Source organism: Rickettsia sibirica 246, from assembly GCF_000166935.1.
Classification (GTDB): Bacteria; Pseudomonadota; Alphaproteobacteria; order Rickettsiales; family Rickettsiaceae; genus Rickettsia; species Rickettsia rickettsii.
The window spans coordinates 222928-236122 of sequence record NZ_AABW01000001.1; the positions used below are offsets into that span (position 1 = coordinate 222928).

Sequence of the window (13195 nt, forward strand, 5' to 3'; positions counted from 1 at the left end):
ATTTACTTAAACTCACACATACGCTTTACAAGCTCACGCCATTCAGGAGGCGTATATCCCGTCACCTCATTAAAACGAGTGCTATCTAGTGAGCGATCTACTACAAGCTCATCTGATGAAATAATATCGATGTCTTTATTATATATTTCTGCTACTAATTTTAACAATTCTAACTTATTAATCGGTTTTGAGGCCACATGATAAAGCCCGTGCAACTCTTTATTAGGTAACACAAAATCCCTTATTATTCTTGCAAGCTCTACTGTCGGGAATCCTGAATAAATAGCTTTCTCAAACCCTTTCACTGAACCTTCTGCACTCAAAAACCAATTGATTAAGCTTCTATTGCCTGCTAGCTCATGACCTATAATGGAAGTACGCAATGTGATAGCATGCGGATAATCTACCTCACCAAGAAATTTTGAACGACCGTAAAGGTCATAACAGTCAGAAAAATCGCTTTCCTTATAATTACCTTTTTTTCCTGAAAACACACAATCAGTACTAATATGGATTAACCTTGAATTAGCTAGTTTACATAAATTAGCTAGCCTATGAGGCAGCAAACTATTTATCGGTAATACTTTTAACGGGTCATTAGCATCTGCCAATTGTTTTACAAGCCCTATACAATTTATTACTATATCGGGTTTTGTTTGATTAAATACCTCAACTAACGCATCATGGTTCTCAACATCTACATTTGTAATTAATTTATCGGATAAATCCTTAGAAAAGTAAGAACGAGCTGAATTATTTCGGGCTGTCGCAAAAATGTCAAAATTTTTATCACTACTTAAAAACCTGAATATGCTATTACCTAGCATACCGGTAACACCTAAAATTAATATTTTCATAGTATATTTTATTTATTTTTACCGAATCGGTTCTATCATAAATAATATATCTTTACAATAATGTTTTGAGTGCGTAATAATATTGAGTTATAAATAATTAACTTGCCATAGAAAAGGTTCTTATTCTATCTTCTGTAATTTTCCAACCTTCATCTTCTGCAAGCTCTAAATCATATTGGTCTTGTATATTCCCAACGAGGATTAATATTAAAATACTTACCCAAACGAAGGACTGTATCAGCGGCAATTAAACGATGATGCTTAATTCTATTATTGATCCTAGTAACGGGTACATCAATATCACGAGCAAGTTTGCTTTGACTAATCCCCATAGGTCCCATAAATTCTACTAGTAAAATTTGTCCCAGTGAAATAGGAGGTAATTTATTCTTGGCTTTGTTGCATGGACCGTTTTATGTCATTCCCGCGTAGGCGGGCATCCAGTAAAACCTATAAAAACTTGTTTTTATAGGTTTATTTTGTCAAATATGCCACTTCTATATCAATATTGAAGTTATTTTGCTGGATCCCCGCTTTCGCGGGGATGACATTGAGTAGGTTTTTCGATCCATACAACAACTCCTCAATTCTTTCCTAATTAAATATTTTTTATAGAATCAAGCACGGTTTCAAGAATCATACTAGCAGCTACTGCATCATCGTTATTATTACGGTCTTTTCTTTTCACTCCAAACGATTTAAGCAAATTATTTGCAGCTTTGGTAGTTAATCTTTCATCTTGTAAATATATAGGCAAGTTTATAGATTTTGCTAGCTCTTCAGCAAATTTCATCACTATATTTGTTTGCTCCGTTACTGCTCCGCTCATATCAATCGGTAGACCTATTATAACACCGCAAACTTTATATTTCTCGATGATATTAAGCAAGGAAGTAATAACAATTTTTTTATTTATCTCGGTTATAGTATTTAAGGGCATAGCAATACTACGTTCTTGATTAGATAATGCGATTCCTAATTTTTTGCTTCCGTAATCAATAGCGATAAGCGGAGCATTTGGTATTAAAAGCCGATAAAATTCTTGAAGATTTTTTATGATCATGATAGTTATAAAAATTACTTTATTAATTATTATTTATGCTAAAAACTATTCAGAAACATTTAGATACGAAATTAATTAAATTATCGGCGATTTTAGCCTTTATTTATTGTTTATTATTTAATACCGCAATATTGATTTATAAATTTGATTATTATAAAGCAACAATCTTTAGAGGGATATTAGAGTTATCAAAAGATTTTTGCTATATTTATATATTTTCTTTTATAGCATTTTTCGGTCTTAGCGTACATAGATTAGTGCTAAAAATCGGCGTGGGGTTTTTATTTATAACATCCGCTATTGCTAGTTATTACATTTATTTCTTCAAAATCAATCCTACTAAACAAGTAATAGGTAGTTTTTTCTCAACGGATTTAAACGAAGTTTATGAATTAACCAGCATTAAGTTAATAATATGGATAATTTTTTGCCTTTTTACCTGTTTTTATACTCTCAAATCTTTTGCCGCCGAAAATTCTAAATCATTCGTAACAAAACTATTATCTACCGCTTGCTTACTTATTTTTGTATATAACATTATTACGCCTTCATTTAAGATACTAAAAAATTATTTTCCCATTCAGTATTTACATAATAGCTACCTTAATTTTGCCGGAAATTTCGGTGAAAAAAATTATGCATGTATAGATATTAGCAAACAATATAACTTTATAGATAAGTCAGATAAAGATATTATCGGTGTTTTAGTTATAGGAGAATCAGCAAGATTTGATCATTTCGGTATTAACGGTTATGAAAGAGATACGACTCCTTACTTAAAGACTATTCAAAACCTAATTTCTTTCAAAGCTAAATCTTCTTCTAACCTTACCTATCTTTCCGTACCGTCGTTACTTTCACGTTATCCTGCAAGTCAAATTGAAAATAGTAGACAAGAGAACAGCTTTTTATCAATTTTAACAAATCTTGGCTTTAATACTACCTGGATCGGTACTCAAACTTTAATGAGGAGTTTTGCAAATTTTGACCTCAGTAATATATATAATGACGTTAATTTTACTATAGTACCGGGCGGCTCTGCCCTATTTTCTTTAAATGATCATGATGAAAAAATATTGCCTTTTATAAAAGAAATACTAACAAACTCAGAGAAACAATTTTTAGTAGTTCACACTTCCGGCAGCCATTGGAACTATAATGCGAGATATCCAAAAGAGTTTGAGTATTTTACCCCTACCTGTCCTATTAAGGTTAAGGGAGATGCAAGTGATTGCGATAAGCTTGCTTTAGTTAACAGTTATGATAACTCTATTTTATATACCGATTTTTTTTTATATAATTTAATAGATTTGCTTAAAGATAAAAATGCATTTTTATTATATGTATCTGATCACGGCGAGTCCCTCGGAGAAAATGGTTATTACGGTCACGGCGGTCCACTACTTGCAGAACAAATAACCGTACCTCTTATAGTTTGGGTATCAGATGATTTTCAAGCCAAATATCCTAAATCAGTATCTTCAATTAAAAATTATGCTAATACCGAAATTAGCCATGATTATGTATTTCATTCAATCCTTAACTGTTTAAATATAGAGTCCGACATAATAGATAAAGACTTAAGTATATGTAAATCTAGTTAAAAATTATTGAATTATTAAAAAATTTATATATAAATTAAGAACTCAATAATTATATGATTTATTATTATGTCTGATATACCTAAACTAGACGACTATTATTATAGATTTTTACAAAGTATTTTACTTAAAACACTAGAACAAAATAAAGCTGCTGAAACGTATTTATTGCAGAAAGATTTTAATAGCGCTTTAAATGAGATACAAAATGTAAATGAACAACTTGAAGAATATTCAAGCATTCTTTCTTTACTCAAAGTAATTAAAACCCATTTTAATGATAAAAAAAATATATAATTAAGTACCGTTTAACTTAAATCCTTTTTTTATAATTAAAAATAATATAGAGTGGAAATAAAAAAAGGTATTGAATTATGGAATATGCATTATTAATTTTCAGTATTATAGCGATTTTAGTTATAATACAAATGGTTAAAGTTGTACCGCAACAACAAGCATGGGTAGTAGAAAAACTTGGAAAATTCGATAAGGTACTGCAGCCTGGCTTAAATTTACTCATCCCTGTTATTCAGAGAGTAGCATACAAACATACTTTAAAAGAAGAAGCAATAGACGTTACCGCTCAAACAGCTATTTCAAATGATAACGTAACATTATCTATAGACGGTGTTTTATATGTTAAGATCATTGATCCAATGGCAGCATCTTATGGTGTTAATAATCCTTACTATGCCATAACACAGCTTGCTCAAACTACTATGCGTTCGGAAATCGGTAAACTCCCTTTAGATAGAACTTTTGAAGAGCGCGAAACTTTAAACGTAGCAATTGTAGCAGCTATTAATCAGGCTGCTATAAATTGGGGCATACAATGTATGCGTTATGAAATTAAAGATATTCAACCTCCGCAAACTATACTTAAAGCTATGGAATTACAGGTAGCGGCAGAGCGTCAAAAAAGAGCTCAAATTCTAGAGTCGGAAGGTAATAGACAAGCAAAAATTAATCATGCAGAAGGTGAAAAAGCACAAATCGTACTGAATTCAGAAGCTTCTTATACAGATCAAGTTAACAGGGCAAAAGGTGAAGCTGAAGCAATAGGCTTAGTCGCTACCGCTACGGCAAATAGTATTGAGATTGTCGCAACTGCCGTACAAAAAACGGGAGGAAGTGATGCAGTAGCTCTTAAAATAGCCGAGCAATATATTAGTGCGTTCGGTAATTTGGCTAAAGATACCAACACCGTAATTTTACCTGCAAATCTTTCAGAACCGAGTAGTTTTATAACCGAAGCATTAACTATATTTAACCAATTAAAAGCTTCTTCTTCGGGAACAAAAATAGATAAGTAGCAATTTATAACGATTTATTATTGTAATAATAATTAGTTTTATATATCATATCAGATTATTAATCAATAAAAGGTTATGAATATGTCAGTATTTGTCGGCAAAACTGCTCCCGATTTTACAGCTAAAGCTATTATGCCTAATAATAATATAGACGATAAGTTTAAACTTAGCAATTATGCTGCAGGGGATAATATAGTATTATTTTTTTATCCCCTAGATTTTACTTTTGTTTGTCCATCAGAAATTATAGCATTTCACAATAAGCTTGGTGAATTTACCGAAAGACGTACTAAAGTAGTAGCTGTTAGTGTTGATTCTCATTTTAGCCATTTAGCTTGGAAAAATACTCCGCATAATAAAGGCGGGCTTGGACAAGTACAATTCCCAATGGTTTCCGATATAAAAAAGGATATTTCTTCAAAATATAATGTACTTAATGAAGACGGTGTTGCTTTGCGTGGAACTTTTTTAATCGATAAGGATTTCATAGTACGTCACATGCTAGTTAACGACTTACCTATCGGTCGTGATATTAATTATACATTAAAAGTAATCGATGCTTTAATTCATCATCAAAAGCACGGCGAAGTTTGTCCTGCCGGCTGGCATAAAGGTGAGGAAGCAATTACCCCATCACATGAAGGTATAGCACATTATTTAAGCTCACATGCAGAGAAGCTGTAATATATTACTACTGTGTTATTAAAGTGGAAAACTGTCCTACCGTGGCGTGTCTAGTGTTGTTGCATGGTTCGATGTCATATCCCGCGAAAGCGGGAATCCAGCAAAAAATAACCTTAACATTGATAAACAATTACATATTTAACAAAATAAACATATAAAAACACAAATTTTTATATGCTTGACTGGATTCTCGCCTAGGCAGGAATGACATACAGCACTAACGCAATATCAAATAACCCTAAATAATGTTGAAAGAATTATTTTCTGCTCCTAAAATATCTTATAATATTGAAACAATTAATATTTTACGTCTTATTAGGAGTGAAATATCGGTCCTAAAACTTTCTTTAGTTTCATTAAATTATTTGGTGATGTAGCAACTGCCATAGATAACGTTCCGGATTTTTCATTGCGAGGCGGAAAGTCAAAACCAATTAAATTTTTCAGTAAAAGCGATGCTGAAAAAGAGTTAGAGCTTCTCGAAAAAGACAATGCTAAGATCATCACATATAAATCTCCGGAATATCAAAATTATTACTTGAAATTTATGATCCACTGCTAATATTAAGCTATAATAATATAGAGTTATTAAATCATACTATATCAATGCGTTGCAATAGTAGGTACAAAAACGCTGCTGCAAACGGAAGAAGCTTTGCGCATAAAATTGCAAATGATTTAGTAAAAGAAGGTTATATAACCGTTTCAGGGTTAGCACGAGGAATAGATAGCAGCGTACATCAAGCTGCAATTTCTCAAACTATCGGAGTTATTGTAGGCGGTATTGATCATATATATCCACCGGAAAATAAAAAACTATTTGAAAATTTAGCAGAAGAAGGTTTAATATTATGAGTTACCTATCGGCTTTACCCCGCTTGGAAAACATTTTCCACAGCGTAACAGGATAATATCGGGACTAGCCTTAGGAGTAGTGGTAATAGAAGCAAGCTTAAAATCCGGTTCATTAATAACTGCAAAATTTGCACTTGAACAAAATAGGGAAATATTTGCCGTTCCCGGCTTTCCTTTAGATCCAAAATGTCAAGGTACAAATAAATTGATTAGAGAGGGAGCATATTTAGTGGAATCAGTAGACGATATTGTAGCTAATTTACCGCAATATGCAGAATTTATGAAAAAAGATGATGGATTATTTAAGGATTTTGTTGAGCTAGGAACAGTAAATACGAGATATGTTAAAGAACCGTTACAAAAGGAGCGTACTGCTTGCTATATTGGAATTATTATCGGCAGTACCCATAATAGACTTGGAATATTTACAAAACGAAATAGAATTACCGCTTCCTATCATATATACGGTAATATTAGAATTAGAATTCGCCGGGACAGTAATGCGTCACGCCGGTAATAAAATATCATTAGTTTATAATAAGTAGATGAAATTAGTAATAGTAGAATCGCCGGCAAAGGCAAAAACGATAAATAAATATTTAGGTGATGAATTTAAGGTCATTGCATCATTCGGTCATATTAGAGATTTACCTTCTAAAAAAGGTTCGGTGTTACCTGATGAAAATTTTGCAATGAAATATGATATTTCCGATAAAGCCGGTAAATATGTAGATGCCATAGTTAAAGATGCTAAAAAAGCTGATGCAGTATATCTTGCAACCGATCCTGATCGTGAGGGTGAATCTATCTCATGGCATGTTGCAGAGGTAATAAAAGAAAAGAATCAAGTTAAATCCGATGATTTTTTCAAAAGGATAGCCTTTAACGAAATCACTAAAAAAGCAATTATTCATGCCGTTGAAAACCCTAGGAAACTTGACACTAACTTAGTAAATGCCCAACAAGCAAGAAGAGCTTTAGACTATTTAGTCGGCTTTACCCTTTCACCTCTTTTATGGCGTAAGTTACCGGGATGTAAATCGGCAGGACGTGTGCAGTCCGTGGCTCTGCGATTAATATGTGAGCGAGAAGATGAAATAGAGCGTTTTAAGTCAGAAGAATATTGGGATATTAGCCTTAAAATGCAAAATAGTAATAACGAACTATTTACTGCTAAATTGACTCACGTAAACGATCAGAAGTTAGAAAAATTCTCAATTATTAACGAAAAAAACGCCAAAGATTTAACCAAAAAATTAAAATCTCAAAAATTTCATGTTGATAAGATAGAAAAAAAACAACAAAAACGTCAACCACAACCTCCTTTTATTACTTCATCACTACAACAAGAAGCAGCAAGAAAATTAGGTTTTAGTGCTAAAAAGACTATGCAAATAGCACAAAAACTTTATGAGGGTGTTGATATAGGTAAGGAAACTATAGGGCTTATTACTTATATGAGAACCGACGGCGTTACATTATCAAATGATGCAATAGCAGATATACGTAGGTTAATCGATAAAAGTTACGGCGATAAATATTTACCGACTAGCCCTAGAATTTATAAATCCAAAGTAAAAAATGCTCAAGAAGCTCATGAAGCAATAAGACCCACAAATATTACTTATACTCCTGATAGCTTAAAAGAAAAGCTAGACAAGGATTATTATAAGCTTTATGAGTTGATTTGGAAAAGAACTATAGCCTGCCAAATGGAAAATGTTATAATGGATTTGGTAGTTGCAAATTTAGCTTCGGAAAATAAAGAATATTTGGCAAAAGCAAACGGATCGACTATAGCCTTTGACGGATTTTATAAGGTTTATCGTGAAAGTATGGACGATGAAGCTGAAGAAGAAAATAAAATGCTGCCGCCTTTAAAAGAACAAGAGCTGCTGAAAACTAAAGAAGTTATTCCAAATCAACATTTTACCGAACCGCCTCCAAGATATTCAGAAGCAAGTTTAGTGAAAAAACTTGAAGAGCTTGGGATCGGTCGTCCTTCGACCTATGCTAGTATTTTATCGGTTTTACAAGATCGAAAATATGTTGCTCTTGAGAAAAAACGATTTATACCTGAAGAGCTTGGACGTTTGGTAACGGTATTTTTAGTCGGTTTCTTCAAAAAATACGTTGAATATGATTTTACTGCAGGACTTGAAAACGAATTAGACGCAATAGCAGCCGGCAAACTTGAATGGAAAGCTGCCTTAAATAATTTTTGGAGCGGTTTTAACCATAATATTGAATCAGTAAACGAGCAGAAAATAACCGAGATTATTAGCTATGTACAAAAAGCCCTTGATTATCACCTGTTCGGTGAGAATAAAGAATCTAAAATTTGTCCTTCATGTAACACGGGCGAGCTTAGCTTAAAGCTTGGTAAGTTCGGAGCGTTTTTAGCATGTAGTAATTACCCTGAATGTACTTTTAGAAAATCTATTGTTAGCGGTAACGATAACAACGAGAATGAAGGCGAGCCTGCCGCTATGCCTAATGAGAATAAAGTTTTAGGTACGGATAAAGACGGAGTAGAAATATATCTGAAAAAAGGACCTTACGGACCTTATATTCAACTTGGCAAACAAGAAGGCAAAGTAAAGCCGAAACGTAGCCCCGTGCCTGCTAGTTTGAACCAAAATGATATTACACTTGATATAGCATTAAAGCTTCTAAGCTTACCGCTAAAAATAGGTATTCATAAAGATAGCGACGAGGAAATTATGATAGGATACGGTAAATTCGGTCCTTACATAAAATATATGGATCAATTTATTTCGGTGCAAAAAAAATATGATTTTCTAAATTTAAGCTTAGATGATGCGATGAAGCTAATTGAAGAGAATAAAGCGAAATTAGAGAAGAAACAGGCGTAAATGGTTTAGTGTCACCCCGTGACTTGATCACGGGGTCTCAGGACACAGGCTGTGATACAAGATCCCGTGGTCAAGCCACGGGATGACAATTAATAAAATTACTTATTTATGACAAAAGTTATAACACGATTTGCTCCGTCACCGACCGGTATGTTACATGTCGGGAATATCAGGGCAGCATTGCTTAACTGGCTATATGCAAAGAAGCATAACGGACAGTTTATTTTAAGATTTGACGATACGGATTTAGAGCGTAGTAAACAGGAATATAAAGACGCTATCGAGGAAGATCTAAAATTTTTAAATATTAATTGGGATCAGACATTTAATCAATTAAGTCGTTTAAGTAGATATGATGCAATCAAAAATCTATTACTAGAAAAAAAAAGATTATATGCCTGCTATGAGACTCCTGAAGAGCTAGAATTAAAGCGTAAATTTCAATTATCTAAAGGTTTACCACCGATTTATGATCGAGCTAGCTTAAATCTAACTGAAGAGCAAGCAAAGAAATATATAGAACAAGGAAGAAAACCGCATTATAGATTTTTGGTAAATCATGAACCGATTAGCTGGCATGATATGATCAAAGGCGAAGTTAAATATGACGGCAAGGCTTTAAGCGACCCAATAGTGATAAGAGCAGACGGTAGTATGACCTATATGTTATGCTCAGCTATTGATGATATTGATTATGATATTACTCATATTATTAGGGGTGAAGATCACGTTAGCAATACCGCCATTCAAATGCAAATGTTTGAGGCTTTAAATACTACTCCTCCGACTTTTGGGCATTTAAGTTTAATAATCAATAAAGATGAGAAAATTTCTAAAAGAGTTGGAGGGTTTGAGATCGCAACTCTTAGAAAAGAAATCGGAATCGAAGCTATGGCAATCGCTAGCTTTTTTAGTTTACTTGGTTCATCAGCACAAATCTTGCCTTATAAATCAATGGAGAAGCTAGCAAATCAATTTGAGATAAGTAGTTTCTCTAAAAGTCCAACGATCTATCAGCCGGAAGATTTAGAAAGATTAAATCATAAATTACTTATAAGTTTAGATTTTGATACAGTAAAAGAACGCCTTAAAGAAATAGATGCCGAGTATATTGATGAAAATTTTTGGTTATCGGTAAGCCCTAACTTGCAAAAATTACGTGATGTAAAAGATTGGTGGGAAATTTGCCATCAAACTCCGAATGTAGAAAATCTAAATTTAGATAAGGAATATTTAAAGCAAGCAGCAGAATTATTACCGAAAGGTGAAATCACTAAAGATAGCTGGAGCATTTGGACTAAAGAAATAACAAATAGAACAGGCAGGAAAGGTAAGGAGTTATTTTTACCTCTTCGCCTTGCTTTAACCGCCAGAGAATCAGGACCGGAAATCGCAAGCGTTTTACCTTTGATTGATAGAGAAGAGATAATAAAGCGTTTAACTAGTGCGTGACTCTCTATGTCATTCCCGCGAAAGCGGGGATCCAGTAAAAATAATCTTATTGGTACAAAAATTGTATATTTGGTAAAATAAACATATAAAAACAAGTTTTTATATGTTTTACTAGATTCCTGCTTTCGCGGGAATGACATAGAAACCATGCAACTCCTCGCAATGACAATTGAGTATGACAATATTTTAATTATAGTACTCTATCATGTGAGTATTAATAGCACCGGCAAGCTTTGCGGTATCACCGTAAATATTATCGGCAATAAGAGAAACTATACCTGCTGTTCCTGCTACTAAACCTTCCCACAGTTTCATAAGCTACATATCCTGCAGTTAGTCCTGCTTTTACTGTATTTTTTAATCGGACGGCGAAATTAAAATTGCTCCTAATGTAAAAGCACCGATAAAAACTGGAGGATTGTAATAAGCAAAAGTTGCAAGGCTTGCTACAGTTGCTTGAGCAAATGTAGATACAACAGAATAATTAGAGTTGTTCACATCAGAAACATAACCCTGAACGGAACATACAGTTTTTGCACCGTTTTCTATCACATTAATATCATGTTCCGTTGCTAAGGTAGCACATACGTTGTGAAATCTGTCGCAACTTTGGTAGCATTTTGAAAATGAATTGTAGCACTATCAAAGTAACTAGATGTTTTTTGTGCAGTTTTTACAATCATTATTATTGTAATTGACGTTTCCGCTATTTATTTGTGGCCCCGTATAGTTTTTTGTCATGATTTTTCCCCTTAAAATTAAATCGTGACGCAATTATAACTTAAATGTTGTTGTGTCAATGGATATTATTAATAAAAAATTAATAATACTTTAAGACAAAAAGAAGTTTTAGCTGTTAAAAAACTTTTTGATTTTTAGCTTATCTTCTTTAGACAAAGTAGGCTTGAACCCGTATATATCTTTTTTATTAGCACTTTCAGGTCTAAATTGAAACTCGCCTTTAATTGTGTTGCTTGTAACTATCTGATCAGGAGAACCCCATTTAGGAAAATCATATTTTATAACTATGTCCCTGTTTCTAAGTCCAGATTTATAAGCGTTACTATTTTCGTCAATATCTTTTATTGTATAATTATTTATTAAAGCATCTCTATCAAAACCACGATCATATGCCCACATTGTTATTTTCTCGATCGGCAGCACTTTAGCAACATTAGCTAAATCTATAGTTTTACCTTGTTCTATATATTCGTTTATCTCTTTATCTATGCCCTTTGGAACATAATTTTTAACTATTGTTTTAAAATAATCGCTTGAAAATTCTTGGTTCTTTTGAGGTTTTAAATAAATCAAGCATAACATTATCCAGCGATTTACTCTTATTATTCTCTCTAATGAAATTGTCCAAATAAAGTGCTAAAACAAATCCACGATAATATGGCAATCTTTGTACTGCATAATCTTGCCAATAATCTGTTTCGATTAAATTATTAGGTTCATTTATAACAGGTGATAAATAATAATTCTCAAAGAATTTATTAAATTCTTCTACAAATTCCTCAAGCGTTATAACACTAGAACGTAAGGCTAAAACCCTGCTATAATAATCGGTAAATCCCTCACTCCACCAATAATTTAATCGTTCTAAGTTATTACGTATTTTCTTCCCTGTCCAATTATGTAGATGTTCATGAGCAAGTAACGTTATATAATCCTGTTTGTCCAAACCTTGAGGAATAAATGCAGTAAAACTATGAGTTAAGCCCGTTCTGCCTATATGTCTAGGTTGATTCCCCTCGATTAAGCTTAGTAGATAATAAGGAAAATCATTATCATAGAAAAATGTTCTTTGTCCCTTGATAATTTTATTTATATAAGCAGCTATTTCTTAATCTTTAAAATCAAATTGACCATGTAACGAAAGATATACAGGATTTTTTTGATCGACAATTTTGTAAACACGTAAATCACCCGCTGCATAAACTGCACTATATAATTCAATCGGCATAGCTTTAAATTTCACGCTTTTACCAAGACCATAATCTGATATTGTTTCCCAACTATCAGGAATATTATTCCATTCAATGTTAAACGCTACTATATCATTTCCATTTAGATCACCGGGAGTAGCAAAAAGCCCATAACCCGGTGAATGAATTAAATTTTGTCTAATTATTGCTTCGTGGATATCACAAGGATTACCGGTTTTTTGATATATTGCGTAGCTTAAACGAATAATATTGATTTTTCCCGTATTTAAAATAGCTTTATTCGAGTCTTGATTTCTAAACTGTAATTTTCCAATAGGATATTCTAGCTTAACATTTTTGATTTGCTTGTAATATGTAGGCATTTGCCCATGCATAGGGTAAATCTAAAACAACCTCACCACTCATATTGCCGATTATTTCCGTCTCAACTTTGATAGCTGAAACAGACGTATTAGACAAAGGTATTATTTTGTAATGTATCTGCCTATAAGTATTTGCGGATACTAGATTTGAAATTAGAATTCTGATTTACAGAATTTTTA

Annotated in this window: 17 protein-coding genes and 1 pseudogene; 10 read left to right on the plus strand and 8 right to left on the minus strand. The window is 32.8% G+C overall.

Annotated elements, in window-relative coordinates:
• Positions 1 to 2: 2 nt before the first annotated feature.
• The 3 genes from RSIB_RS04540 to ruvX all read right to left on the minus strand — a co-directional run bounded on the left by RSIB_RS04540 (position 3) and on the right by ruvX (position 1920).
• The gene (locus RSIB_RS04540) at positions 3 to 857 is read right to left on the minus strand and encodes a dTDP-4-dehydrorhamnose reductase family protein (RefSeq protein WP_004996055.1); all 855 of its coding nucleotides are present in this window, start codon (positions 855 to 857) and stop codon (positions 3 to 5) included.
• 170 nt (positions 858 to 1027) lie between these two features.
• Positions 1028 to 1189, minus strand: a complete 162-nt coding sequence (locus tag RSIB_RS09600) for a helix-turn-helix transcriptional regulator (protein WP_026053078.1) — start codon at positions 1187 to 1189, stop codon at positions 1028 to 1030.
• A 266-nt stretch (positions 1190 to 1455) separates the two neighbouring features.
• Entirely contained in the window at positions 1456 to 1920 is a 465-nt protein-coding gene (ruvX, locus tag RSIB_RS04535) for a Holliday junction resolvase RuvX (protein WP_004996057.1), read from the minus strand.
• Between the two features lie 35 nt (positions 1921 to 1955).
• On the opposite strand from ruvX, the gene RSIB_RS04530 reads away from it, so the two are divergent.
• The 10 genes and pseudogenes from RSIB_RS04530 to gltX all read left to right on the plus strand — a co-directional run bounded on the left by RSIB_RS04530 (position 1956) and on the right by gltX (position 10701).
• Entirely contained in the window at positions 1956 to 3524 is a 1569-nt protein-coding gene (locus RSIB_RS04530; protein WP_004996059.1) for a phosphoethanolamine transferase, read from the plus strand.
• A 66-nt stretch (positions 3525 to 3590) separates the two neighbouring features.
• Positions 3591 to 3818 (plus strand): hypothetical protein, encoded by a 228-nt coding sequence (locus tag RSIB_RS04525; RefSeq protein WP_004996061.1) that lies wholly within the window; start codon positions 3591 to 3593, stop codon positions 3816 to 3818.
• A gap of 77 nt (positions 3819 to 3895) precedes the next feature.
• Positions 3896 to 4834 carry an SPFH domain-containing protein gene (locus RSIB_RS04520; protein ID WP_004996064.1) on the plus strand — a complete coding sequence of 313 codons (939 nt, stop codon included), beginning with the start codon at positions 3896 to 3898 and terminating at the stop codon, positions 4832 to 4834.
• Between the two features lie 81 nt (positions 4835 to 4915).
• Positions 4916 to 5518, plus strand: coding sequence for a peroxiredoxin (locus RSIB_RS04515; protein WP_004996067.1), 603 nt, complete (start codon positions 4916 to 4918; stop codon positions 5516 to 5518).
• Positions 5519 to 5903: 385 nt separating this feature from the next.
• Positions 5904 to 6080: a hypothetical protein gene (locus RSIB_RS10370; RefSeq protein WP_337459656.1), complete on the plus strand. Its 177-nt coding sequence runs from the start codon at positions 5904 to 5906 to the stop codon at positions 6078 to 6080.
• Positions 6081 to 6097: 17 nt separating this feature from the next.
• Complete coding sequence (locus tag RSIB_RS10145) at positions 6098 to 6373, plus strand: DNA-processing protein DprA (RefSeq protein WP_337459657.1); 276 nt, start codon at positions 6098 to 6100, stop codon at positions 6371 to 6373.
• Between the two features lie 55 nt (positions 6374 to 6428).
• Positions 6429 to 6548 (plus strand): annotated as a pseudogene (locus RSIB_RS10150) (DNA-processing protein DprA); the annotation flags it as partial.
• A gap of 166 nt (positions 6549 to 6714) precedes the next feature.
• Positions 6715 to 6918 carry a DprA-like winged helix domain-containing protein gene (locus RSIB_RS09610; protein WP_237737617.1) on the plus strand — a complete coding sequence of 68 codons (204 nt, stop codon included), beginning with the start codon at positions 6715 to 6717 and terminating at the stop codon, positions 6916 to 6918.
• On the plus strand, positions 6919 to 9249 hold the full coding sequence (gene topA / locus RSIB_RS04505; RefSeq protein WP_004996071.1) for a type I DNA topoisomerase: 2331 nt from the start codon (positions 6919 to 6921) through the stop codon (positions 9247 to 9249).
• A 108-nt stretch (positions 9250 to 9357) separates the two neighbouring features.
• Positions 9358 to 10701, plus strand: a complete 1344-nt coding sequence (gene gltX, locus RSIB_RS04500) for a glutamate--tRNA ligase (RefSeq protein WP_004996074.1) — start codon at positions 9358 to 9360, stop codon at positions 10699 to 10701.
• A 186-nt stretch (positions 10702 to 10887) separates the two neighbouring features.
• On the opposite strand, the gene RSIB_RS10155 is transcribed toward gltX, so the two are convergent.
• The 5 genes from RSIB_RS10155 to RSIB_RS05765 form a co-directional block, all read right to left on the minus strand.
• A complete protein-coding gene (locus RSIB_RS10155; protein WP_014410569.1) occupies positions 10888 to 11016 on the minus strand; it encodes a hypothetical protein in 129 nt (42 codons plus the stop codon).
• A gap of 42 nt (positions 11017 to 11058) precedes the next feature.
• Complete coding sequence (locus RSIB_RS04495) at positions 11059 to 11253, minus strand: hypothetical protein (RefSeq protein WP_004996075.1); 195 nt, start codon at positions 11251 to 11253, stop codon at positions 11059 to 11061.
• A 297-nt stretch (positions 11254 to 11550) separates the two neighbouring features.
• The gene (locus RSIB_RS09615) at positions 11551 to 12024 is read right to left on the minus strand and encodes a hypothetical protein (protein ID WP_004996077.1); all 474 of its coding nucleotides are present in this window, start codon (positions 12022 to 12024) and stop codon (positions 11551 to 11553) included.
• Complete coding sequence (locus tag RSIB_RS09620) at positions 11963 to 12388, minus strand: M61 family metallopeptidase (protein WP_004996080.1); 426 nt, start codon at positions 12386 to 12388, stop codon at positions 11963 to 11965. The genes RSIB_RS09615 and RSIB_RS09620 overlap by 62 nt, the downstream gene beginning before the upstream one ends.
• Before the next feature lie 162 nt (positions 12389 to 12550).
• Entirely contained in the window at positions 12551 to 13027 is a 477-nt protein-coding gene (locus tag RSIB_RS05765; protein ID WP_026053079.1) for a hypothetical protein, read from the minus strand.
• Positions 13028 to 13195 lie beyond the last annotated feature (168 nt).

Coding starts and splice junctions, on each gene's coding strand:
- RSIB_RS04540 (WP_004996055.1), bottom strand. CDS start 857: ATGAAAATATTAATTTTAGGTGTTACCGGTATGCTAGGTAATAGCATA.
- RSIB_RS09600 (WP_026053078.1), bottom strand. CDS start 1,189: ATGGGGATTAGTCAAAGCAAACTTGCTCGTGATATTGATGTACCCGTT.
- ruvX (WP_004996057.1), bottom strand. CDS start 1,920: ATGATCATAAAAAATCTTCAAGAATTTTATCGGCTTTTAATACCAAAT.
- RSIB_RS04530 (WP_004996059.1), top strand. CDS start 1,956: ATGCTAAAAACTATTCAGAAACATTTAGATACGAAATTAATTAAATTA.
- RSIB_RS04525 (WP_004996061.1), top strand. CDS start 3,591: ATGTCTGATATACCTAAACTAGACGACTATTATTATAGATTTTTACAA.
- RSIB_RS04520 (WP_004996064.1), top strand. CDS start 3,896: ATGGAATATGCATTATTAATTTTCAGTATTATAGCGATTTTAGTTATA.
- RSIB_RS04515 (WP_004996067.1), top strand. CDS start 4,916: ATGTCAGTATTTGTCGGCAAAACTGCTCCCGATTTTACAGCTAAAGCT.
- RSIB_RS09610 (WP_237737617.1), top strand. CDS start 6,715: ATGTTAAAGAACCGTTACAAAAGGAGCGTACTGCTTGCTATATTGGAA.
- topA (WP_004996071.1), top strand. CDS start 6,919: ATGAAATTAGTAATAGTAGAATCGCCGGCAAAGGCAAAAACGATAAAT.
- gltX (WP_004996074.1), top strand. CDS start 9,358: ATGACAAAAGTTATAACACGATTTGCTCCGTCACCGACCGGTATGTTA.
- RSIB_RS10155 (WP_014410569.1), bottom strand. CDS start 11,016: ATGAAACTGTGGGAAGGTTTAGTAGCAGGAACAGCAGGTATAGTTTCT.
- RSIB_RS09615 (WP_004996077.1), bottom strand. CDS start 12,024: ATGTTATGCTTGATTTATTTAAAACCTCAAAAGAACCAAGAATTTTCA.
- RSIB_RS05765 (WP_026053079.1), bottom strand. CDS start 13,027: ATGCATGGGCAAATGCCTACATATTACAAGCAAATCAAAAATGTTAAG.